Below are 22,764 nucleotides of genomic sequence, written 5' to 3'. Positions count from 1 at the left end.
CAGGCTGTAGGTATACCAAAGGGACGGTTCTGATATATCCCCTTGTCACCCTTCAGATTCATCTGAGTAATGAGAGGGCCAGACGAGCATTCTCTACCGACTTTTCCCGCATTTCCCCGGCTCTCTGCCTTATCCGCTCTCTCCATTCATTATCTTCCAGCACCCGCTCTATCTCAGCTTTCATATCTTTGTAAGCCAGCGGCAGAGGCTTCATCTCAAAAAGTTTCAAAAAAGCATCAACTTTCGGATCATAAGAAATCCCGGCAAAGGGTACCCCCTGGCTGGCCGCAAAAATCAAGGCATGCAGGCGCATGCCGATCATTATATCCAGGTGAGCAATCAAGGCCAGATGCTCCCTGGCGCCAAGCGGCCTTTCCAGCAGCCAAGCATCATTTTTCATCAGGTTCATTACTTTCCGCGCAGCAGGGATATCCTCAGGATAGGCCATGGGGATAAACAGAATCCGGCAGCCCCTCTCCGCCAGCTCGTCCAAAACCCGGGCCAGAGACTCCTGGTATCCCTCCAAAGCCAACCACTGGCGCACCGCCACCCCTACCAGGACCTGGCCCCGTAACCCCATTGCCTGCAAGAGTTTATCCATTTCTTCCCGTACGCCCGGCTCCGGTTGCAGGGAAAAGACCGGGTCAGAGGTAATAATCATAGGCGGGCGGCTAACCCCCAGCCTCTCCAGGTAGACAGCGGAATCATGATCCCGCAGGGTTATAAGATCTACCCGGTTGCCCACCAGGCGCATCAAGAATTTACTTAAAGAACGATTGATAGGGCCTACCCCCTGGGCATAAAATATCACCGGTTTGCCCAGGAATTTGGCCAGGGCCACCACGCTTATATAATAAGGAAGGGAGCGGGCACTGGTTATATCCTGGAAAATGCTGCCACCCCCGCTGATCAAAAGGTCAGCCCGGAAAAGCTCGCGCAGGATCTGCCCGGGGTGCAAATAATAAACCGCCCGGATGCCGTGCAGGGACGAAGTTTTCCGGGGATGGCCGGAAAAGACCACGAAGTCTGCAGCCGGCTCCAGTTTCTTTATGGTTGAGGTGATAGCCGAAAGCAAGGCCTCATCCCCGGCATTGTCAAAACCGTAATATCCCGACAGGGCGATTCTCATAAGTCACTCCCAAATCTATTAATCTAATCCATTATAGTTTTATTGCTGGCCGGTGACAAGACAATGGCCTGGTGAAAGTTTTAGCGCCTGCCAGCGTATAGTTTCACAAAAGTCCTAAAAAAACGAAAAAAATAAGCATTACGACAGCTTTCAACATCGATTTCCCCTGAACTTCCCATATAGACAAGCCTGGGGAGCGGTGTTAGAATGAACCTAGTGTTGAAGATGGGGGTTTGTAATATAATGTCGGCACCCGTGTATATTATTGTGCTGTTGTCAGCCTTTTTTATAGCTTATCTATCCACGCCCGGAGTTATTAAAATCGCTTACAGAATCGGAGCCGTTGATCAGCCGGATCAGCGAAAGGTTCACAGCGCCAATATGCCCCGCCTGGGCGGAATGTCGATTTTTCTGGCTTTTATTTTTTCCATGATTATTTTGCAGAAGTATTCCGGTCCCTACCTGGGCATTATTCTGGGTGCCAGTATAGTGTTCCTGGTAGGTTTGTTGGATGATATATTTCAGCTCTCCGCCGGAGTGAAGCTCTTGGGACAGTCCCTGGCCGCAGCCGTGGCCATATATTTCGGTGTAATGGTACACTTTGTTACTAATCCCTTTGACGGGTTGATGGCCCTGGGTTATTTCAGTATTCCCCTGACCTTTTTATGGATAGTAGGCATCAGTAATGCCATAAACCTCATAGACGGTTTAGACGGCCTGGCTGCCGGGGTTTCTGCCATAGCCGCCGTTACCATGGGTGTAGTTTCCCTGCTGCAAGGGCAGGTGGAAGTAGCCCTGGTGGCTTTCCTCGTGCTGGCCTCCATCCTGGGCTTCCTCCCTTATAACTTTAACCCTGCCCAAACCTTTATGGGTGATTGCGGCTCCAATCTTTTGGGCTTCATACTGGGCTGCCTGGCTATTCTGGGTACCGCCAAGAGCGCTACTCTGATATCCCTTTTGCTGCCCATCGTTATCCTGGGCATCCCCATATTTGACACCTTTTTTGCCATAATTCGCCGTATAAATAAGCGGACGCCCATTTTCAAGCCCGACAAGGATCACTTGCACCACTGTCTGCTGGCCATGGGCATGAGCCACCGCAACTGTGTACTCGTAATCTATGGTATTAGCGGCTTTTTCGGCCTGGTGGCTATTACTTTTAGTTTTGTAACCAGCCCTAAAGCCAGTCTCTTGCTCGGATTGCTCCTTATACTAATAGTTCTGGGGGCCAGCAAGATTGGCATGTTCAGCGGAAGCAGCGCTCGGATGGCCCGGCAGGCCATAGAGTCCAATTCCAGAACTAAAATAAGCGAACATATTTAAGAATTTTGTCAATAGGGGAATCAAAAACGATAAAAATGGCGTCTAAAGATATAATTACCGGTCTTTAAATTTTTGCAACATTTCCTGGTAATTTAAGCAAGGAGAAAGCGCCGATGGCCAAAACTAAATCCTATCTAAAATATGTTTTCATAGCTGGACTTATATTTGGCGTTTTTTTTGGCATTGGTTCCGGTCTGAGCCATATACTATATGCTGACCGGGATGCCGATCCGGCAGTGGAAGAGGAAGAAACGGCAAATAAGCCCAAAGACGGGAAAAGAACTAAAATACTGGTCCTGGGGGTAGATGCCCGCTCCGGGGAAACGAACTCCCGTTCCGATACTATGATATTGGTGACCATTGACCCCCAGTTGGACAAGGCGGCCATCGTTTCCATTCCCCGCGATACCAGGGTTCAGCTTAAGGGCGGAGCGGTGGACAAAATCTGTGCCGGTAACTACCTGGGGGGCCCCAAGTATGCGGTTGAAGTTGTGGAAAAGCTGATGGATACCAAAATAGACTATTATGTGGAAATGAACTTCAAAGGCTTCAAGGAGATAGTAGATACCCTGGGCGGGGTTACCATCAATGTACCCCAGCGCATGTACAAACCCACTGAGGATATTGACCTCTACCCGGGCACTCAGAAGCTAAACGGCAGGCAGGCCCTGGCTTTTGTCCGCTACCGCGAATATCTTATGGGCGATATACAGAGGACGGCAGCCCAGCAGGAATTCCTCAAAGCCCTGGCTGATGAAATATTAAAACCCAAAACCCTGACCAAGCTCCCCACCCTGGTACGGCAGTTGGACAAACATATGGATACTGATCTTAAGAAAAGCGATATGTTGCGCCTGGCCAGTTGGGCTCCCGGCTTTACTGCCGATTCCATTGTGACCCAGACGCTTCCCGGTTATTTCTATGATGAATGTGACGAATACGGCAACCTCACCTGCAGTTATTGGATAGCCGATAAGAAGAACCTTGCCGGCCTGCTGGACAATATGCTGGCTGGGAAAACCGTAGCTGTGATTCAGAGCTCTACTAACAGCCAGAAAAAGGCGATAGCTACTAAAAATAATAGCAGCAGCGCTGAAAATGACATTTCCAGCAATAGGGATGTGGAGAGGTCGAAACTGCCCAGTCCCGGCCATGCGGGAAGCTGGAACCCGGCCCCATCCAATAATAAATCTGAGACTTCCAATCCCAGCCCGGATCCTACCGGACCAGCCGGCTATATTTAAGACGGAAGACGGAAGGCGGAGGGCGGAAGACGGAAAGCGGAAGACGGAAGGGTTGACCCAAGAGATAAGAACAACAGGCAAGAGAACCGTCCCCATGCCTGCCGAGGCGGAGGACGGAAGACGGAAGACGGAGGGGTGGACCCAAGAGATAAGAACAACAGGCAAGAGAACCGTCCCCTTGCCTGCCGAGGCGGAAGACGGAAGGCGGAGGGTGGAAGACGGAAAGCGGAAGACGGAAGGGTTGACCCAAGAGATAAGAACAACAGGCAAGAGAACCGTCCCCTTGCCTGGGAGATAAAAAAAGAAAAAAGGCAGGCAAAAGAACCGTCCCCTTGCCTGCCGAACCGTCCCCTTGCCTGCCCGGAGGTACATATTATGAAAAAGGCTCTACATATTTTCACCTATACCATATTACTCAGCCTGATTGTTATCCTGGCCTGGGCCCAGCCGTCCCCGGCCGCTACTGCGGTTATCAAGGGTAGTGTGGTCAATATACGCCAGGGTCCCGGTACCGGCCACGAAATAGCGGGCACCCTCTACCAGAACACGGAGGTAGCAATCCTGGAGAGCAAGGACGGCTGGAAGAAAATCCAGCTAGGCTCCTTGAACGGCTGGGTAGCTGACTCCCTCCTGCAGGTAAAAAAAGAAGAAATACGGCTGCAGGTAACTGCTGACAAGGCCAACCTCAGGTCCGGCCCCTCGACCAGCTCTTCCCAGGTCGGGCAGCTGCGCAAAGGGGACAGCCTGATATTGCTGGATGTGGAGGGAGAATGGTATAAAGTCCAGGTTCCCGGCGGCAGCAGCGCTTACATAGCTTCCTTCCTGGTAAGCAAAACGGCAGCTGCTGCGAACAGCTCCTCCGCCCCGGCAGCCGGTAGCCAGCCGGAAACAACGACCACCGCCCCGGCTTCATCCCCGGCTCCTGCCGTTACCAGGCAGGTTGAGGTCATTTCCGGCCCTATAAATATTCGCAGCGGTCCGGGTGAAAGCTATCCAAAACTCGGCAGCATTGATGAAAAAACCGCCTATCCCGTCATAAGTAAAGAAGGGGAATGGTATAAGATTCGTCTCGCCAACGGCAGCGATGCCTATGTAGCGGGCTGGTTGGTGAAGGAAAGCAGCATGGCCTCCAGCACGGTAATTCCGCCCGCCGCTGCCGGCGGCAGCAGCGCCGCCACCGGCGGTTCTGCGGCTAGCAGTAGTGCTCCCCGGGTCTTTCTGGATGGGCAGGCCTTAAGTTTTGAAGTACCTCCCATTATTGAAAACGATCGCACTCTGGTGCCCCTGCGCGCTATTTTTGAGGCTCTGGGCGCTACGGTGGATTGGGATAATGCCACCCGCACCGTCACTTCACGCAAAGGAAGCACCACGGTAGTACTGGCTATAGGTTCCCTTACCCCTACCGTCAATGGACAGGTCCGGCAATTGGATGTACCCGCCAAAATAGTGGCTGACCGCACCCTGGCTCCCTTGCGATTCGTAGGTGAAGCCTTTGGCAGTACCGTAGACTGGGAGGGAAGCACCCGCACCATAAATATCAAGAGCCCTCCGGCCCCCAGCGCTCCCTCTGCCGGTAGCGGCAAGAAGGCGGTAGCCGTAACCGTCAATAAAGAACTTATAAACCTGCGCAGCGGTCCCTCCACCGGCCACGCTCAGCTTGACCAGGCCCGCTCCGGAGAGAGGATGCAGGTTCTGGCCGCCCAGGACGGCTGGTACCAGGTCAGCCGCGGAGGAAAAATAGCCTGGGTATCAGGCGAGGTGGTAGATGTGGCCTGGCAGGAAAACGAACCCCCGGCTGTACCGGTGACTACTTCCCCGGGCACTCCCGGTAATTCTTCGAGCGAACTGCCCCCGCCCGCATCACCGGAGAACATCCGTATATTATCCAGCAAAGACGAAACCGGGCTGAAGATAATCATTGGTTCGGGAGTGGAGCTAAAAGGGCGCCTGGAGGAAAGCGGCAATAACTTGCGCTACTATTTTACCGGTCGTTCCATTGAGGGCAACACCATTATCCGTGAGAATATCGCCGGTGAGATACTGGAGGTTAAAGCTGAACAACAGGGTGAAGATGCCGTTATTTATATCAGCATACCGGCCAATCTGAAATACCGCAGCGCCAGCGAAGAAGGCGGCAAGAAAGAAACCATAACCATAAGCAACTTTATTACCGGTATAGAGAGGAAGACCTTTGGCAGCAAAGGCGAGAGGATAATCTTAAAGACCGTCTTGCCCCTGGACTATAGCTCCGAACAGCAGGGAACCCAGATGAAGATAAAACTGCCCTTCCTGCTGAAGGGCAGCGCCCCATCCGAATACAGCTTCGACAGCCAGTTGATGCAGCGCCTGCAGTTAAACGAAAGTGAAGTGAACGGGACTCAGGGTATGGTTCTGACCATTGAGACTAAAAACCCGGCCAAATTCGCCTTCGGTAAGAGCGCTGAAGGCAACCAGCTCCATATCCTCTTCGTGGACCAGAGCGATGTACAGCAGCTTGGTTCCGCTATAGTCATTGACCCCGGACATGGCGGCAAAGAAACCGGGACCATCGGCAGTTGGTTAAAGGAGAAAGAGCCCAACCTGGATATCAGTTTGAAAGTAGCCGCCCTTTTGCGGCAGCGGGGAATGGAAATAGTACTCACCCGGGATGACGATTCTTATGTTTCCCTGGAGGAGAGGGCCGATATCGCCAACCTCTATAATGCCCGGCTCTTCGTATCCATCCATAATAACGCCAGCCAGAATAATCCGGCGGCCCAGGGAAGCGAGACCCATTATTATGCTCCTTTAGACAACCCCGAGCTTTTTATGCAGAGTGCGGAACGATGCCGCCTGGCCACCTGCATCCAGGAGCAACTGGTGAGCAAGCTCCGCCGCGTGGACCGGGGGGTAAAAACCGGGCCAAGCTCCAATTTTTCTGTACTAAGGAACACCCGGATGCCTTCAGCCCTGGCTGAAGTAGTATTCCTCAGTTATCCCGAGGAAGAACAGCTCCTGCAGCAGGACTACTTCCGCACCCTGGCCGCTGAAGCCATAGCCGATGGCATCACCCAGTACTGCGGCGGAAGTGCGGAGATAAAATTGTAACGAGGCGAAGAAAACCCCTCACTTTTCTTTCAAAACGACAGGGATTTCGATGACAATCAAAAATTGTCGACTTTTTAAAAGCTCAACTATGATGTCACTGCAAAAGTTATAAATATGCATTAGCTTGCATAAATATACCGCTCGCAGTCTTCGCATGGGCAACACCTGCGGCTTGTCTCGCGGCTCAAGGGGTGCCGCGCTAATCTCCCATCCTGGTCAGTAGCGCTCTCGCGACGTCCTGTCGCTCGCCCCCTTTCGCCTGCTCGCCTTCGCCGGGTGTTGCATTCATGCTTCGCCAACGCTCGCTTTGTATATTTATGCAACCCTCATGCAACAAAAGGGGTTTTTGCAGTAGAGTCAACTATCAGTTTAAAACCGCTAGTTGAGCTTTTTTAAATGATTTTGCTTGAATCCTTAAGACTGGCTGGAAATGGTGAAGGAAAAAATCTGCAGGAAATGCAGGAAAAAAGCAAATAATATGGAATAGCTAATATGATATGCTAAATGGTGTAAAAATAACGCGAAATAAACTCTAAGCTAATCGTATTGGCTATCGCTTAACAACTGGAGAAACAATGGCTAAAAAGAAAAAACAGCAGCAAAAGAATATAAAAGGGAATTCTATTAAGGATACTCTACGGGAACAGTCCCCCACAAGGGGTCTATCCCCATCCCTCAAACTTCGCCGGGTCGAAGCCTGGTACTACACCCTGGTCTTTATTGCCGTAGGCTTTCTAATATTTTATCCTCCTTATTTCCGCGGCCTTTTCTTTAGTGAGGATATGTTTCTCTACCATACTTTCACCGGATTGGTCTTCATCCTGCTTTGGATAGAGAAAATAAAGCGCAGGGAATTCAGCTTCATCGAAACCCCTCTGGATTGGGCCATCCTGGCTTATGCCGGAGCCTACCTCCTCTCCCTCATTGGAGCCGTACATATTGGTGAAGCCTTTTATGGCTTTCTGAAGGCCTTGAACTACTTTATGATTTACTGGATGGTAAGCCAGGTCGTGCGGGACTACCGCCGTTATGAGGATATTCTGCGAGTTATCCTGGCTTCCGGAGCAGGGGTAGCGCTGATCGGCATCCTGGCTGCAGTGGGAATTTCGGATTATCCCTCAGCTTTTGACCCTAATAGCATTAGAATTCTCTCTACCTTGCAGTATCCTAATACCACTGCCGCCTACCTGGCGGTTATTAGCCTGCTCGGGGTCACCCTGTGGATTAGAGAAAAGAATCCATTATTAAAGCTGATTTACGGCAGCTGCATTTACCTCCTCCTTCTGGTAGTCCTGGCTGCTTTCTCCAAAGGGGCCTGGGTTATCCTGTTTGTGGGAGCCTTACTCCTCCTTATTGGCATGCCCGGGCTTTACCGGCTGAAATCCCTTTATATACTGGGGTTAGCCGGAGTGGCGGCTCTGGCAACATACGGCAAGTTTATGGCCGCTCTGCCGGTAGTGACCCAACAGGAACCCGGCATAGCCCTGCAGAAACTCCTGCTGGGCTTCATAATAGTACTGGCTGGTCAGGCGGTCTGGGACCTGGGGATATTCTTGCAGCGGAAGTGGGGAGGACGGGCCCTGGCTGCTTATGCAGCATCCCTGCTTATTCTGCTGATGTTGCTGGTGATCCGCTTGCCCGAGATACCACAGTCAGCCCAACAAATACTCCCCGAAAACCTGACCGCAAGATTTTCCCAGATAAAGGACACCACCGGTACCAGCTACTCTTCCCGCATGGATTATGCCCACTGGGGACTGGCGATAGTGAAGGATTATCCTCTCGTTGGTGCCGGAGCCGGGGGTTGGAATGCCCTCTACCATCAATATCAAGATTACCTGGCCTGGACTACTGAAACCCATAATCATTTTGTACAGGTCTGGGTGGAAGCAGGAACCATAGGCTTCATAGCCTTTATCTCCATATGGATTGGTTTCTTCCTGGCTTTGTGGAAAATATACAGAGGAAAACGGGAGCGGGGACAAGCCACCGGTGATAGCTGGATTCTTAATTGGGGAACCGCTACGGCTGCTCTGGCCTTTGGTCTCCATGCCGCCATGGATTTTGATCTTTCCCTGGGGGCTATGGCCATATTGTTGTGGACCCTTTTTGCCCTGCTTAATGCAGGCAGCAGGCTGGAGGCGAGTAAGGAAGAAAAGAGGCTTCTGCAACACAAGCCGGTTATGAATACCAGCCTGGCCGCAATCCTGGCCTTTATGATTATTATTGCCGGCAGCAGTTTTAGCCTGGCCCACAGCTCAGCCCGCGAAGGAAACGGATTGTTGCAGGAGATCAGTGAAGAACAGCAATTGCAGGAAAAGGAAGCTGAAATTCTCATAGCCCGGAGTTTATACCAAAAAGCCACCCAGTTCGACCCATTAAATGCAGACTACCATGCTGGCCTGGCCCAGGCCTGCGCCCTGCAGTTTATCCAGGCGGTCCAGTCGAAGAACCCAATGGCCCGGGAGTGTTATGAGCTAACCCGGCAGGAGATAAAAAAGGCCGGAGAACTTGGCCCCTATAGTATTAAGCTGCGCAATAGCCTGGCCAATCTATGCATTGGACTCAATGACCCGGAAGGAGCGATAGAAGAGGCCCGGTGGGCGATACGATGCAACCCCAACGATATCAATGCTTATGAAGGGGTAATACAACTGGCTCTCAAGGCGGTTGAACTTCATCTTAATAATAAGCAGGCAGAGAAAGCTGCATTTTACGCAGAGAGTATTGTGGAACAAAACCGGGAATTGCAAATCAAGAAAGAAGCCATCGACCCGGTGAAGGCGGCTTATCCATACTGGTCGGGCCAGCCCCTGGAATTAAGCCCTGCCGCCCAGCTTAGCCTGGGCAAGGCTTACTACCTGCTGGGTCAGTACCCGGAAGCTCGGGCAACGATAGAACCCCTGCTGCCCATGGTTCAGGACGGCTCATGGCAGTCCCCGGAAACTCCAGCCTGGCACCTGGCCGCTCTCTATCGCAGCGGTGAACAAGAACAGGCCGAAGCTCTGGCCCTGGGACTGCATTCAAGCAATCCCCAGTCGGCCGCCCTCTACCGCAGCTTGCTGCAATTGCAGGCATTGCCGGCAAAGAGTGAAGCAGGAAAGTCGAACCGCTGCACCGGCACGAAGGAGTAATATATGACTTATTGGCTTCGTTTAATTCTAATGTTATTATTCGATAGCTGCCTGATAAACCTCTCCATCGGGTTTTCCCTCTGGTTGCGCTTCGAAGGTGAAGGGGGAATCCCCGCCAATTACCTGACAGCTTTTTTCTCCTTGATCCCCTGGTATACATTTATTACCCTGGGAGCTCTGTACGCTATGCGCCTTTATCACCGTATGTGGAAGTATGCCAGCATTGGCGAATTATATGGGATAGTAAAGGCAGTCACTACCAGCACCGCTATAGTAATTATACTGATATACACCATACCCCTGTCCTACCTGCCCCGCAGCGTATACATAATGTCCTGGGTTTTCATGATTATATTCATTGGCGGCTCCCGCTTGAGCTGGCGCCTGCTGCGGGATCTCATTATTAAGGAATCCAACAAAAAAGCTAAAAGAACCTTGATTATCGGGGCCGGCGATGCCGGGGCCATGGTAGCCCGGGAACTGAATAACAACCAGTCCTTAAACCTGCTTCCGGTAGGTTTCATAGATGACAGTCCCCTGAAGCAGAAGCTCAGTATTTTTGGCATTCCGGTGCTCGGAAGCCGGGAGCAGATTCCTTTTCTCACCGCCAGCCACGGGATAGAAGAAATTATTATTGCCATGCCTTCGGCAGAAGGCAGGACCATAAGGGAAATAGTGAATATTTGCCAGGCGACCGGAGTTCGGCTGCGGATATTTGAAGGAGCCGACGACCTTCTACACAGCCGCAGTAAGATTCGCGATGTCCAACTGGAAGACTTGCTGCGACGCGAGCCGGTTAAAATTGATCTGGAGGAGATTGCTGCTTACCTGCAGGGTAAAACAGTACTGGTCAGCGGAGCGGGCGGTTCCATCGGCTCCGAACTCTGCCGGCAGGTCTGCCGGCACCGGCCCCAACGCTTGATACTTTTGGAATGCAGTGAGAACAACCTTTTCGATATAGACAACGAACTGCGTGAATCCTTTCCGGAACAGGCTCTGGAAGCAGAACTCGCTGATGTCCGCAACCGGGAAAAAATGCAGTCCGTTTTCGAAAAGCATTTTCCCCAGGTTATATTCCATGCGGCTGCTTTCAAGCATGTCCCCATGATGGAAATGCACCCGGACGAAGCCTTGAACAATAATGTCCTGGGTACCAGGAACATAGCGGAAATGGCCGATAAATATGGAAGCGAGACTTTTATACTGATATCCACCGACAAAGCGGTCAACCCTACCAATGTCATGGGGGCCAGCAAGCGTATAGCCGAGTTGATTGCGAAGGATATAAACCGCAGCAGCCAGACCCGTTTTGCTGCCGTACGCTTCGGTAATGTGCTGGGCAGCCGCGGCAGCGTAGTCCCCACTTTTCTAAAACAGATTCAAAAAGGGGGGCCCCTTACCGTAACCCACCCCGATATGACCCGCTACTTTATGACCATACCCGAAGCAGTGGAGCTGGTCATTCAAGCCGGAGCCATTGCCCAAGGGGGAGAAATCTTTGTGCTCGATATGGGAGAACCGGTAAAGATAGCGGATCTGGCCAACGACTTAATCAGGTTGTCAGGCTATGACCCGGAACTCGACATTGAAATTAGATACACCGGCATAAGGCCGGGAGAGAAGCTTTACGAAGAACTCTTTTCCGGCTACGAAGAAATGGCCGCCACCCGGCACCAGCGCATCTTCATTTCCAGCAAAGAACTGGATGAGCGTTACAACGGGATAAGAAATAATATCGCTGCCTGGATAAAAAATCTACCCCCCGATAGAAACGAGATAATGCGGTTCATCCAGGAACTCATCCCGGAATACTGCGGGAGCGAAGCAAACGAAAAACCTATCCCCCGGGGCGAAGTAATTTATTTAGAAGAAAGAGGCAACCGGATAAAGAAAAGCAGCGGGATTAAATAGTGGAGCAGTGGAATCATCATTTTTAAGCATCGGAATAAACTGGGGAGCAGTTTCAACACAGCGTTACAACGAGGTGGAGGAGTAGAGCCCGCCTCTGTTTTTATAAAAGCCCGGCAAAACCGGGCCGCTCACCTTTTAAAAAAATGATATTACTCCCAGGCTGGCACCGGTAACCAGGAGGCCAGCAATCAAAACTCCCCCAACGATGGCCAGGAAGGAAGGCCAAAACTTCAGGCTAAGAAAGCTTGCAGCCAGGGCCCCGGTCCATGCTCCGGTTCCGGGGAGGGGGATAGCGACAAATATCATCAGACCTAACCAACCCCATCGTCGTATTTTTTCATTAAGCAATCCGGCCCCTTTTTTACCCTTGCGGTCTATCCAGTTATGCAGTCGGGGTATTTTTTTTATTTCATTAAGCAAGCACCTTATCCCCAGTAAGATAAAAGGGATAGGCAGGATATTGCCTATTAACGAAAGCAAGAATACTTCGGCCGGGGGTATCCCCAGAGCCAGTCCCAGGGGTATGGCCCCGCGCAATTCTACTACCGGAGTCATGGCCGCTATTATTACCATAAATATACTATGTTCCAAATGATGCTCTCCTTTTAACTTAATCCTTTACGTCTCACTTTTACATACATAAATATTCGCCTTGCTGCCGGTGCTATCCTCTTTTATAAGCAGGTGAAAAATGTCCCCATTATCAGTTATCCACAGTAAATTATGACTCCACTGCGAAAACCCCTTTTGTTGCATAAGGGTTGCATAAATATACAAAGCGAGCGTTGGCGAAGCATGGTTGCAACGCCCGGCGAAGGCGAGCAGGCGAAAGGGGGCGAGCGACAGGACGTCGCGAGAGCGCTATCACCCTCCGGGTACTCCTGGTGTTCCACCTTGCGGGTGTCACTATTAAGGTTGACGACCATGGATGGGAGGTTAGCGTGTACCCCTTGAGCCGCGAGACAAGCCGCAGGTGTTGCCCATGCGAAGCGCCCTGTCGGGCACAACTGATGCTCCCTGCGGTCGCTATTAAGGACGCTGGAGCGGTATATTTATACAAGCCAATGAATATTAATAACTTTTTGCAGTAGAATCAATGATAAATAAAGGAAAAAACCCGGAGGAGGAGTAGTGTAAGAAAATAGCGAAACCTAGTGTATATATATAATGTTGGCGTAGCCCTAAACTACTGATAAAAACATAGATGAAAGGAAGAACAGAACATCCAAGCAAATTGCTTTTGCTTAGATAAATAAGCATTAGTTGATATAAAGGCTTTGCAAAAGCCGTTCCACGCAAAACTTGAACTGGTCTTATTACGGCCTAACCAGGGATTTAGCAAGAAAAGTGAGGAGTAAGGCTACGGTGTCAAAAGGACCGTCCCCTTGACACCCCAAAAATATTGAGGTAGTGAAAGTATGACTCTACTGCGAACAGAACATTTATACCAGCAAAATAAGCAAAAAAAGCCAGGCAGATCTTTAAAAGATAAGACAATAGCTCTTATGCTCCTATTCCTGCTATTATTTCCGGGACCAGTTCTGGCTGGGCCGGGTGAAGCGAGCAGCGAGACAGAACTGCTTAATGATCGTACGGCAGACATAATAGCCTCTAATATCCTACTTGCTCCGGGGCTTTTAACCCCCTCTGGCTTGAGCGGAAAGGGACAAATAATCGGTATTGCTGACAGCGGCCTGGATAAAGGCAGCATTTCCGACCTTCATCCTGACCTGCAGAGTGAAGCAGGGAAAATGCCCCGAGTGGCAATGTTAAAATCCTATGCTGGCAGAAGTCTACCCGATGATCCCATAGGGCATGGAACCCACATGGCAGCTACCATAGCCGGGAGTGGCAATGCCTCCGCGGGAAAATACCGCGGGATTGCCCCCGGGGCCAGCTTGTATTTCCAGGCCCTCCTGGATCAGGCAGGCCAGCTCAAATTGCCCGAGCAGATAGGAGAGCTTTTCCGCCCAGCTTATGAGGCTGGTGTAAGGATTCATGTAAATGGATGGGGAGGAGGGAGTAATGCTTACTCTGGCCGTAGTGCCCAGATTGACCAGTTCGTCTATCGTTTTCCGGATTTCCTTCCCGTTTTTGGAGCGGGAAATAACGGGCCGGAGAAAGCCAGTCTAACGGCCGAGGCCAATAGCAAGAATGCCCTTACCATCGGATGCAGTCAGCTGCCCCGGCCTGCCTTTGGTCCGGAAGCCCGTTATGCTGAGCAGATTGCTGCTTCATCCAGTCGAGGGCCAGCGGCGGATGGACGCATAAAGCCTGATCTCCTAGCTCCAGGTTCGGCAGTTGTTTCCGTCTGCTCCCGTCTGCTGGAAAGCAATTATGCTCCCAACCCGGATTATACCCTGATGGGGGGGAGCAGCATGGCTGCAGCTGTTACCGGCGGTGCCCTGGCACTCTTGAGCGAATATCTGGAGTTAGAGCGGCAAATGAGCCGGCCTTCATCTGCCTTAATGAAGGCTTTACTAATAAATGGAGCGCGTACTCCAGGGGGATTTCCTTCTAACGAAGAGGGCTTTGGAGTCCTGGATTTAGCTGGAACAGTGCTGGCTTTACAGGAAGGCAGTTTTCAAATTATAGATAATGATAATGGAATACATAACGGAGAGAACGTGAAATACCAGGCCCGTTTGACCGAGGGGGGGGGAGACTTCAAGGTTACCCTGGCCTGGGTGGATCCCCCGGCAGCACCTGCTTCTCAGCATACCCTGGTCAACAATCTTGATCTAAGTGTAGAAGATCCCCAGGGACGAATTTTTTATGGAAATGATTTCCGGGGACAGGGTCAAACAGATACAGCCAATAATGTCGAACAGATTCATATTAAAGATGCAGTCCCCGGTGAATATAAAATAACTGTGCGCGGCACCCGCCTGGATCGCTCCCAGAAATTTGCCCTGGTGTATGGGCAGGCATTGGAACATGATATTATCCGCAAACAGCAAGGGCAGATATTAAAACTATCACAAGGAGAGCAAAAAGATACTTCCGGACTACAGCTTTTTAAGCTCTCCAATGGCCGGATGCAGGAGCAAACGGCAGAAATTCCGGAGGGGAGCGACTACTACTCTATAGGCCAGAAGATCTATATTGTTAGCCGCAGCTGGTTGGCTCGTGGAGTTCAAGTTTTGTCAGAAGGTTTAGGCTATACGGAGAAATTGCTTTTAGAAATGAACAAGCAGCTTCGTGAAGGCGGTTTCTTTATTGATCCCAGCCTTACAGGCGAAGGCAGGATTCTTCTCAATAAAATTCCGGTAAATGACAGCACAACAGTACCTCCCGGTTCCGAGGTAAATGCTCTGATTAATCCCAGCCAACAAACTATCTGGCAGCTTAAGGCGGCTTATGAGGAGGTTGATGGTTTCATTGAAACATTAAATCCTGAACAGCGGGAACTTAAGCTTTTACATGATGAGCGAAACTATCGTATAGCAGAGCATGTAGTTATCTCCTACCTGGATAGGCTTATAGACTGCGACCCGGTAGACGCTCCCTACGGTACCGAACAGGTGGCGCGATTGGAAAACCTGGCTCCCGGTCTGAAAGTAACGCTTACGCTATCCCCCAGCAACCAGGAGATACAATACATAAAGGTAGAAAGAGATTTGGCTTTAGGACAGGCAGCAGAGGTAGACGCCAAAGAGGGAGAAATAAAATTGGAATCAGGCCAGAGCTACCGGCTTTTCCCGGGAAACACCATAATTAAGGATCAACAGGCGGGTAAATTGGAAGAAGTTAAAACCGGCGATCATATTGCTGCGCTTTTATTAAACGGCACTAATAATATCCTCCATTTGCTGGTTAGCAGCGAGGTATATTACGGGCGTGTTCTCTTTTACAGTGAGCGGGAAAAAATGCTATATATTCAGGAGAGCAAGGCTAACTCTAGCAGTTTTCGAAAGGTGCCGTTGGATACACAGACGGAAATCTTCCATAGCGGCTTGCAGGCCGGGGTTCTTTCTCTGCTTCCAGGAACCTGGGTGCGGGTAATTAATTGCCCTGATCAAGATAAGGCTTGGAGAGTAGATGCAGTATACAGTGCCCGTGAAGATAGCAGCTATTTTTCTGCATATGACCCGGTCAGGCAGACGGTCAATTTACAGGATGGCTCTATCCTTTCCATCAGCCGCTATACTCAGATAATAAAGGGGTCATATAACATTTCTCCGCAAATGCTTATACCCGGTGAAAAGGTCAATATCGTAACCCTGGCCATAGCAGGATCGAGCAACGAATTCCTGGCCCGCCTGGAGGTAGAGGTTGCGCCTGGAACAGCCAGTCCCCAATTGGAGGCCAAAGCCTATGTTCTTAATGGAATCTTAATTCTTCAAGGTTGGAGCAGCAGCCCGTTGGTTTATATTTATCGCAGTGATGTGGGTTGCATTCCCCTGGAGGTTGGAGCAGACGGCAGTTTTAGTCAGCTTTTCAAAATGAAGGAGGATGAGCACGAAGTCACTCTCCTCGCCATAGAACATTCCGGTGGAGCTATTAAGGGCTTGAGTCTTCCCTTGCTAAGCTTCGCCCCTGAGGAAGCAGGTAAAGAATTTTCTGACCTGGCAGGTCATCCCTGGGAGCACGAGATTAAAAAACTTCTTGAGGCGGGAATAATCAGCGGCTATGAAGATGGCTGTTTTAAGCCGGAGAAATCCATCAGCCGGGCGGAGTTCATCTGCCTACTGGCTCGAGCCCAGGGATGGGACATCGGTGAGAGCAGGGAACAAAACTACTTTAGCGATAATCGGGAAATACCCTGGTGGGCTTTGGGGGCGGTTTATGCGGCGCAAGAGCAGGAAATTATTAAGGGTTATCCCGATGGGAGTTTTCGCCCCTGGAGAAATATTAGCCGGGCGGAAATGGCAGTTATTATGGCGGCCCTCCAGTGCAGCGAGAAAAAGAATGACCAGCAGGAAGAGCAAACCCTGCCGGAGCTTCCCTTTCTGGATAGATTTAATAAATTACCCTCCTGGGCCATGAAGGCCTTTCGGCATTTATATCATACGCAGCAGTTGGATTATCTGGATTATGCAAGAGGCAGCTACATTGATGCTGAGCGTCCTCTTAGCCGGGCTGAAGCGGCAGCTATTATAGCTAAAATGTGGAGTGAAGAGTAAGATGCAAGGCGAAAAAAAAGGTTCCCCTCGAAGGGAACCTTTTTTTTCGCCTTATTAAGTCTCCAGCCAGAGGACAATGGACTCCCGGGCTGCTTCTTTATCCCAATTGTTCAATTGTTTCTCCAGAGCCTTTATCTGTATCTCCAGCTCTTTGGCTTGCTCCTTATCATGTACGGTAGCCGCCTGTGCACTTAGCATACGGTATTGCTCCAGGGTATCGTTGAAGCGGCTGGTCAGATCCTGACGATTTTCCTCCAGGGAGAGCCGGCTGCCCAATCCTAACAATTCCTGTTTAAGCTGTTCCGCCGTTTCAACCGGGCAGCTAAACTTTAAAACCGTTGCGCTTCGCTGTCCATCGAGCTGTTGTCCCAGCAACTGTACGCTAGCTCCAGCTGCTGCCGCTATTTTTTGTGCTTCTTGCTGAGCTTTGGCTTGATCCGCATCATAGGGAACCAGCTTGTAAATAGTAGAAACAAGTACTCTTTCTTTACTCAAAAATACCGGAGCAGCTGTCGGGTTACCAGTATCTACCGCTGCTATATTTGGATTTTCCGGCCCGGCAGGAGCTGTGGGATTATTCTTATCCGCTGGTTTACTCATCCCCTGCGGAGCCATCGGGCTGCTTTTGTCATCTTGCTTCCCGGCCGGGATTATTGCATTATTGCCAGGCGTCTTTTCCCTCGCTTGTTCGGCTATCTGCTGTTTGGAGCTTTGTTGCACCGGATCTTTAATTACCGGTGCTTCCTTATTCGCCACCTGCCAGAGCGGAGTCCACAGGAGACCGCTCGAACCCAGGTAAAGGGCCAGTGCCGCCGCTATCCCCGCTGCCCCCTTCTTCCACCCGGGCAGGCGCTTCGGCTGATCCTGCTCCCGCAACGTTTTCATAACCACCCGGGACAGCTCTGGGGGAGCCGTCTGCTCTTCAGCTGCTTTAGCCAGGGACTCGCGCAGTAGAGCCGAAATCCTCTCCCAGTCTGCCAGTTCCTGCCGGCAATCCGGGCAGGAGTCCAGATGCAGCTGCAGGGCTTCACGCTCTGCCTCTTCTATTTCATGGTCTATCCAGAGAGAAAACAATTCCCTGGCTTCATTACATATCATCCCACTCACACCTTAATTTAACTATTTCCTTCTTTATATCCCGCCGTCCGCGGCTGATGCGGGATTTCACCGTACCCAGCGAACAGTCTAAGATTTGGGCAATTTCTTCGTAGCTGTAGCCCTCCATCTCTCGCAGCACCAGCACCGTCCGGTACTCAGGGGCCAGCCGATCGAGAGCGGTCCTAACCGCTGCACTCAACTCCTGCTGTTCCACGGCTTCCAGCGGACTGGCCTCGCTCGCCGCCAGTTCCCGGATTACTTCCCCGTCCGGGGTGTTCACCGGATCATCCAGGGAGAAAATAAGCAGTTTTTTGTTTCTACGTTGCCAATTTATCCAGCTATTTACCGTAATCCGGTGCAGCCAGGTGCCAAGGTCGGCTTCGTGACGAAAGGTCTTGATGGCTCGAAAAGCTTGAATAAACACTTCCTGGGCCAAATCCTGAGCATCATCGCTATTGGCAGTAAGACGAAAGCAATGGGAGAAAACCCGATCCTGGTAAAGCACTACCAGCTCTTCAAAAGACCTCAGGTCACCCCGGCTGGCCTTTTCCACCAGCTTTTTAATTGACATCAAGAAATAAAACACTCCTTGAAGCGGAAAAACATCCCGCTTATCTTTTTAGACAGTCAGCGGTGAAAAAAAGTTCCCGCATATTTCACAAATTGGACAGATTATTCATGTAAAAATTTTGCTTCATTATATCATGTTGGCAGCAGAACCACAGAAAAAATGGAAAGAAATAAAAATAATTCTCCTGGCTGGGAACTTTTTGACTCATCATCGCGTCTAACCAATCAGTGAAACCATAGTGCCCCCGCAACCGGGCAATTCGGTAGAGGGAATAGCACTGGATTCAAGAGCAGCCGGCAATTCAACTACATATAACCGGCTAGAAAAAGGAGGCGAGAAGAAAAGCAGACTTAACTATCGAATTTATCGATGATCACCTCTCATTTAGGGCGACAGTTCTGAACGCCTAAAACAAGGAAAATAAAACAAGGAAAAATTATAGGAGGGAAATAAATGCTTAAAAGAAAACATTTTGCACTTCTGCTGGTTCTGACCATGCTGGCAACCATGTTTGTCGGAGTGGGAACCGCAAGTGCGGCTACTGAAAATGTAGCCTTGACCATTCCCACCGTATCTCAGTCCGATAGCGGAGTTACGCTGGGAACCCTGAAGATTACTGAGACCAGTGCCACCATGGGTTCACTGGCGGCTGGACAACAGATTACCATCAATCTACCCTCAGGTGTGGAATATGATGCAGTTCCTACCGCTGCCACCCTGGCCAGCTATGTAGTAGCTGATGGAACTTACCTGACCGCTGCTGACCTGGGATTTGTAGCCGGCAGCAACAAGAGCTTGACCATCGCTCTTAACAGCCGGACCTCCACTCTGGACAGGGCATCTTTGTCTTTCCTGTTCAATGTGGCTGGAGTTTCTACTGCTACCATCGATGCTCCCGATGCTGACATCGCCATCGAGATTTATGCTCCCAATACCGGCATCACCCAGGGCAAAGTAGTTGTAGCCCGCAGTTCTTCTGCTGGAACCACCGCTACTGTTATGGATGATTCCACTGTTCCGGTTGGCAACAACAAGCTTGTTGGCACCATCCGTATTGCTGAAAACCGCGCCAACTCCATCAAAGCTGGCAAACAGATCAAGATCGTGGCTCCTGATGACATCACCATCGCCAGCACTGCTGCAGATTGCACCTGGGCCAACTGGACCCCGGCAAGCTTTAATGTAGCCAAGAATGCTGATGGATACAGCCAGTTGACCCTGACAGTTAATCCAACTGCTCCTGGCACTACCCCTGGATTTGTAAACATCGACCTGAAAATTGATGTAGATGATCGCGACCTGAGAGGTCCGCTAGAGTTTACGGTTAAAGGTGACAATGTTACCACCCAGAAGCTTACTGTCGGTAAAGTAGCCGACTACAGTATTGAAGTTCTCTGCAAAGGCGATGCCAAGACCGTAAAAGCCGGTTTCGCAGGACAGGAACTGCAGAAGATGACCATTAAAGAAAACCTCAAAGATAGCTTTGTAAACGGACGTGATTTCTGTCTGGAATTGCCCAGTTATGCTCACTGGTTTGCGATACCCACTATTACAGTGGAAAAAGGAAATGGCACCTTTGCGGCTGACCAGGGTGCAAAATGTGCTCTGGACAACCAGCGCCATAAACTGACCTTTACCTATGCTGCCGCTGGAGCTCCGACCAAGACCGAATTTACCTTTGAAGATATCAAGATATTCCTGGATCCTGATGCTCCCGAAGGCGACCTGAAAGTTATTGCTGACGGCAAAGCCCTGGGCGGAAAATATGAAGTAGTTCTGGGCAAAGTGGTAAAACCGATTAACGCCACCGCCAGCAAGAACGATGTCAAGATCGGTCTTGCCAACCAGAAGGCAGCCGATATCACCATCACCGAAGCTGCCGCCGGCATGCTGAAATACCAGGTAACTGAAATTGCCAACAACTATGACAAGACTGCTCTGGTAACAACCCCCAATCAAAATGCCACTCTGGTGGTTGATCTGCCCGATGGCGTGAAGTTTGCCAAGAAGCCGACCGTTAAAGTTACCGCCGGCAACCTTAAACTGAAAGATTTCGACATTAAACTGGCTGCGAATGACAACTGGCTATTGCTCCCGATCGACAAGACCAGTTCCGAAGCTTCTACCATTCTGCTCAGTGATGTTGAATACACCCTGGATCGTACTGTTCCTGAGGGAGATGTAATTGTTAAGCTGACCGGCAATGCCGTAGACCAGACTCTGCCATCTGATGAGGCGGTAATTAAGGTAGCCAACGCTGTTACCGTAACTCCGGCTCCTGGCGATTACAAGAACGAAGTAACCTTTGTAATCGGTGCCAGCAGCTACAAGGTAAATGGCGTAGAGCAGACCATGGATGTAGCTCCTTATATCAAGGACAGCCGCACCTATATGCCCATCCGCTATGTGGCCTATGCACTGGGAATTAACGATTCCAATATCCTCTGGGATGGAGCCAAACAGACCGTTACCCTGATGAAGGGTGACAAGGTTGTCCAACTTCAAGTTGGCAGCACAGCCCTAGTGATTAATGGTGCTTCAGTAACTATGGATGTTGCTCCTGAAATCAGCAACTCCCGTACCATGCTGCCCATCAGCTTCGTAGCCAATGCTTTCGGAGCTACCGCCAGCTGGGATGCAGCTAATCAGACCGTAACCATTAAATAAGTGATAAAAAAAGGAGCCCGCAGCGGGCTCCTTTTTTTTTAAATTAAAAATTACCGGTTTTAACTATCAGATCTTATTTATAGTCTTTATCAATGCCGGAGTACCGATAGCTGATTTTGCTTGACCGGCCAGTCGGGAACTGTTTATACTAAAGGCAAGCTCTGGTAAGAAATCATAGATATGGAGTTGATTCTATTATGAACAAATTAGCAAGCAAGCAGCGGAAAAAGTGGCTTCGTAATTTAATGGCCTTAGCCCTGGTACTGGCCCTGGCCATCGGCATTACGGCTTCCCCGGCAGTGGCCGAGCAGACTTCAACCCCGGCAGCAGAACCGACAGCAGGGTTATCTTTGAACGCGGCCATTGCCCAGGCTTTAAAGCATAGTGAAGCGCTAAGCAAGGCCAGCAAAGAAATGGATCGGACCAAGGAAATACGCGATTATGCCGGCAGCCAGCTGGATTATATTCCAGTAGGGCACATAGGTATTCCTGCGGTAGAAATGGCCTATACCAATGTTCTGGCCAGCGATTTGACCTGGCAGCTCAGCCAGCGTTCTTTTACGGTGGCGGAAGACAAGGTGATTCTTGATACCTGTAAGAAATACTGGGAAGTTCTCAAGGCGGTCGAAAAGTTAAAAACAGCTGAAAGCAGCCAGGCAGCGGCCTTGCGCCAGCTACAGAATGCTCGGATGGCGCAGCAGGTAGGAATGTCCTTGATTCCCAACCAATCCCCCACCCAGCTGGTATTGGCAGCGGAAGCTCAGTATGCGGGGGCCCAGGCAGCTGTAGCCGCTGCGCAGAATGGACGGGATAATGCTTATAATAGCTTTAACCAACATATTGGGCTTTGGATCACCGAACGGCCCCAGCTCAGTGATAGCATAAAGTTTGAGCCTCTGGAAGTTAGTGATCTGGAACATGAGGTTTCCCGTGTTCTGGAAAGATCCCCGGTAATTTGGCAGGCGGACGAAATGGTAAACATGAAGAATTTTCTAAAAGATATAACAATATACAGCAGCGGGCAGTACCGTCCCGGAGAAGCCCGCCGGATTGAAGTGGAACAGGCGGAGCTGGATGCCGCCAGCGCCAAAAAATTGGTAGCTATGGCCACCCGTACCCTCTATTACCAGACTCGCAATCTGGAGGAAGCCTATGCCGGCAGCCTGGAAGCTATTAAAATGGCGGAGGAAAACCTTCGGGTGAAACGCCTGATGTTAGAGGTAGGCATGGCCACGGAAGCTGAAGTAAAAGCGGAAGAGAAAAAGCTGGACAGCGCCCGCTACACAGCACTTGAAATGGCTGCAACCCACTCCTATATGAAGCTGGCCTTTAGCAAACCCTGGGCGGCCGACTTGAGCTCGGCAGGAAGCAGCCCGGCCTCAAGTGCAGCGGAAGAGTAGTTTGCAGTGCTGTATTGAAACTGCTCCGCAGTTTCTACCGATGCTTAAAACATTATGCAGGGAAGTGAAAATGA

General features: G+C 50.5%; 12 protein-coding genes. 8 read left to right on the top strand and 4 right to left on the bottom strand.

Going from position 1 to position 22,764, the window contains the following annotated elements; all coding sequences use genetic code 11:
• Window positions 1–58: 58 nt before the first annotated feature.
• Window positions 59–1,129 carry a polysaccharide pyruvyl transferase CsaB gene (csaB, locus tag AWB54_RS01200; RefSeq protein WP_061212817.1) on the bottom strand — a complete coding sequence of 357 codons (1,071 nt, stop codon included), beginning with the start codon at window positions 1,127–1,129 and terminating at the stop codon, window positions 59–61.
• A 207-nt stretch (window positions 1,130–1,336) separates the two neighbouring features.
• Here csaB and AWB54_RS01195 point away from each other — a divergent pair, with 207 nt between their 5' ends.
• From AWB54_RS01195 to AWB54_RS01175, 5 genes are all read left to right on the top strand, one after another.
• Complete coding sequence (locus AWB54_RS01195; RefSeq protein ID WP_061212816.1) at window positions 1,337–2,452, top strand: glycosyltransferase family 4 protein; 1,116 nt, start codon at window positions 1,337–1,339, stop codon at window positions 2,450–2,452.
• 113 nt (window positions 2,453–2,565) lie between these two features.
• Window positions 2,566–3,696, top strand: a complete 1,131-nt coding sequence (locus AWB54_RS01190) for an LCP family protein (RefSeq protein WP_061212815.1) — start codon at window positions 2,566–2,568, stop codon at window positions 3,694–3,696.
• Between the two features lie 375 nt (window positions 3,697–4,071).
• Window positions 4,072–6,783: an SH3 domain-containing protein gene (locus tag AWB54_RS01185; protein ID WP_153014632.1), complete on the top strand. Its 2,712-nt coding sequence runs from the start codon at window positions 4,072–4,074 to the stop codon at window positions 6,781–6,783.
• Window positions 6,784–7,358: 575 nt separating this feature from the next.
• Entirely contained in the window at window positions 7,359–9,917 is a 2,559-nt protein-coding gene (locus AWB54_RS01180; RefSeq protein WP_061212813.1) for an O-antigen ligase family protein, read from the top strand.
• 3 nt (window positions 9,918–9,920) lie between these two features.
• On the top strand, window positions 9,921–11,828 hold the full coding sequence (locus AWB54_RS01175; RefSeq protein ID WP_061212812.1) for a polysaccharide biosynthesis protein: 1,908 nt from the start codon (window positions 9,921–9,923) through the stop codon (window positions 11,826–11,828).
• A gap of 135 nt (window positions 11,829–11,963) precedes the next feature.
• Here AWB54_RS01175 and AWB54_RS01170 read toward each other — a convergent pair whose 3' ends face one another.
• Window positions 11,964–12,419, bottom strand: a complete 456-nt coding sequence (locus AWB54_RS01170; RefSeq protein ID WP_061212811.1) for a COG2426 family protein — start codon at window positions 12,417–12,419, stop codon at window positions 11,964–11,966.
• An 827-nt stretch (window positions 12,420–13,246) separates the two neighbouring features.
• Between AWB54_RS01170 and AWB54_RS01165 the strand changes: the two genes are divergently transcribed.
• Entirely contained in the window at window positions 13,247–16,954 is a 3,708-nt protein-coding gene (locus AWB54_RS01165) for a S8 family serine peptidase (RefSeq protein WP_061212810.1), read from the top strand.
• 54 nt (window positions 16,955–17,008) lie between these two features.
• Here AWB54_RS01165 and AWB54_RS01160 read toward each other — a convergent pair whose 3' ends face one another.
• Window positions 17,009–18,052 (bottom strand): anti-sigma factor family protein, encoded by a 1,044-nt coding sequence (locus tag AWB54_RS01160; RefSeq protein WP_061212809.1) that lies wholly within the window; start codon window positions 18,050–18,052, stop codon window positions 17,009–17,011.
• Window positions 18,042–18,623: a sigma-70 family RNA polymerase sigma factor gene (locus tag AWB54_RS01155; protein ID WP_061212808.1), complete on the bottom strand. Its 582-nt coding sequence runs from the start codon at window positions 18,621–18,623 to the stop codon at window positions 18,042–18,044. The genes AWB54_RS01160 and AWB54_RS01155 overlap by 11 nt, the downstream gene beginning before the upstream one ends.
• Window positions 18,624–19,076: 453 nt before the next feature.
• Between AWB54_RS01155 and AWB54_RS01150 the strand changes: the two genes are divergently transcribed.
• Both AWB54_RS01150 and AWB54_RS01145 read left to right on the top strand, forming a co-directional pair.
• A complete protein-coding gene (locus AWB54_RS01150) occupies window positions 19,077–21,290 on the top strand; it encodes a copper amine oxidase N-terminal domain-containing protein (protein WP_061212807.1) in 2,214 nt (737 codons plus the stop codon).
• Between the two features lie 197 nt (window positions 21,291–21,487).
• A complete protein-coding gene (locus AWB54_RS01145) occupies window positions 21,488–22,690 on the top strand; it encodes a TolC family protein (protein WP_061212806.1) in 1,203 nt (400 codons plus the stop codon).
• The last annotated feature ends 74 nt before the right edge of the window (window positions 22,691–22,764 follow it).

It is taken from the genome of Syntrophomonas wolfei subsp. methylbutyratica (genome assembly GCF_001570625.1).
Classification (GTDB): domain Bacteria; phylum Bacillota; class Syntrophomonadia; order Syntrophomonadales; family Syntrophomonadaceae; genus Syntrophomonas; species Syntrophomonas methylbutyratica.
Note: the sequence above shows the minus strand (reverse complement) of the source record. Positions and strands in the feature narration are given on the sequence as shown.

Bases quoted from the DNA above. Each gene is read 5' to 3' on its own strand.
- AWB54_RS01160 (WP_061212809.1), bottom strand. From the start codon at position 18,052: ATGATATGTAATGAAGCCAGGGAATTGTTTTCTCTCTGGATAGACCAT.
- AWB54_RS01190 (WP_061212815.1), top strand. From the start codon at position 2,566: ATGGCCAAAACTAAATCCTATCTAAAATATGTTTTCATAGCTGGACTT.
- AWB54_RS01150 (WP_061212807.1), top strand. From the start codon at position 19,077: ATGCTTAAAAGAAAACATTTTGCACTTCTGCTGGTTCTGACCATGCTG.
- AWB54_RS01145 (WP_061212806.1), top strand. From the start codon at position 21,488: ATGAACAAATTAGCAAGCAAGCAGCGGAAAAAGTGGCTTCGTAATTTA.
- AWB54_RS01165 (WP_061212810.1), top strand. From the start codon at position 13,247: ATGACTCTACTGCGAACAGAACATTTATACCAGCAAAATAAGCAAAAA.
- AWB54_RS01175 (WP_061212812.1), top strand. From the start codon at position 9,921: ATGACTTATTGGCTTCGTTTAATTCTAATGTTATTATTCGATAGCTGC.
- AWB54_RS01185 (WP_153014632.1), top strand. From the start codon at position 4,072: ATGAAAAAGGCTCTACATATTTTCACCTATACCATATTACTCAGCCTG.
- AWB54_RS01180 (WP_061212813.1), top strand. From the start codon at position 7,359: ATGGCTAAAAAGAAAAAACAGCAGCAAAAGAATATAAAAGGGAATTCT.
- csaB (WP_061212817.1), bottom strand. From the start codon at position 1,129: ATGAGAATCGCCCTGTCGGGATATTACGGTTTTGACAATGCCGGGGAT.
- AWB54_RS01195 (WP_061212816.1), top strand. From the start codon at position 1,337: ATGAACCTAGTGTTGAAGATGGGGGTTTGTAATATAATGTCGGCACCC.
- AWB54_RS01155 (WP_061212808.1), bottom strand. From the start codon at position 18,623: ATGTCAATTAAAAAGCTGGTGGAAAAGGCCAGCCGGGGTGACCTGAGG.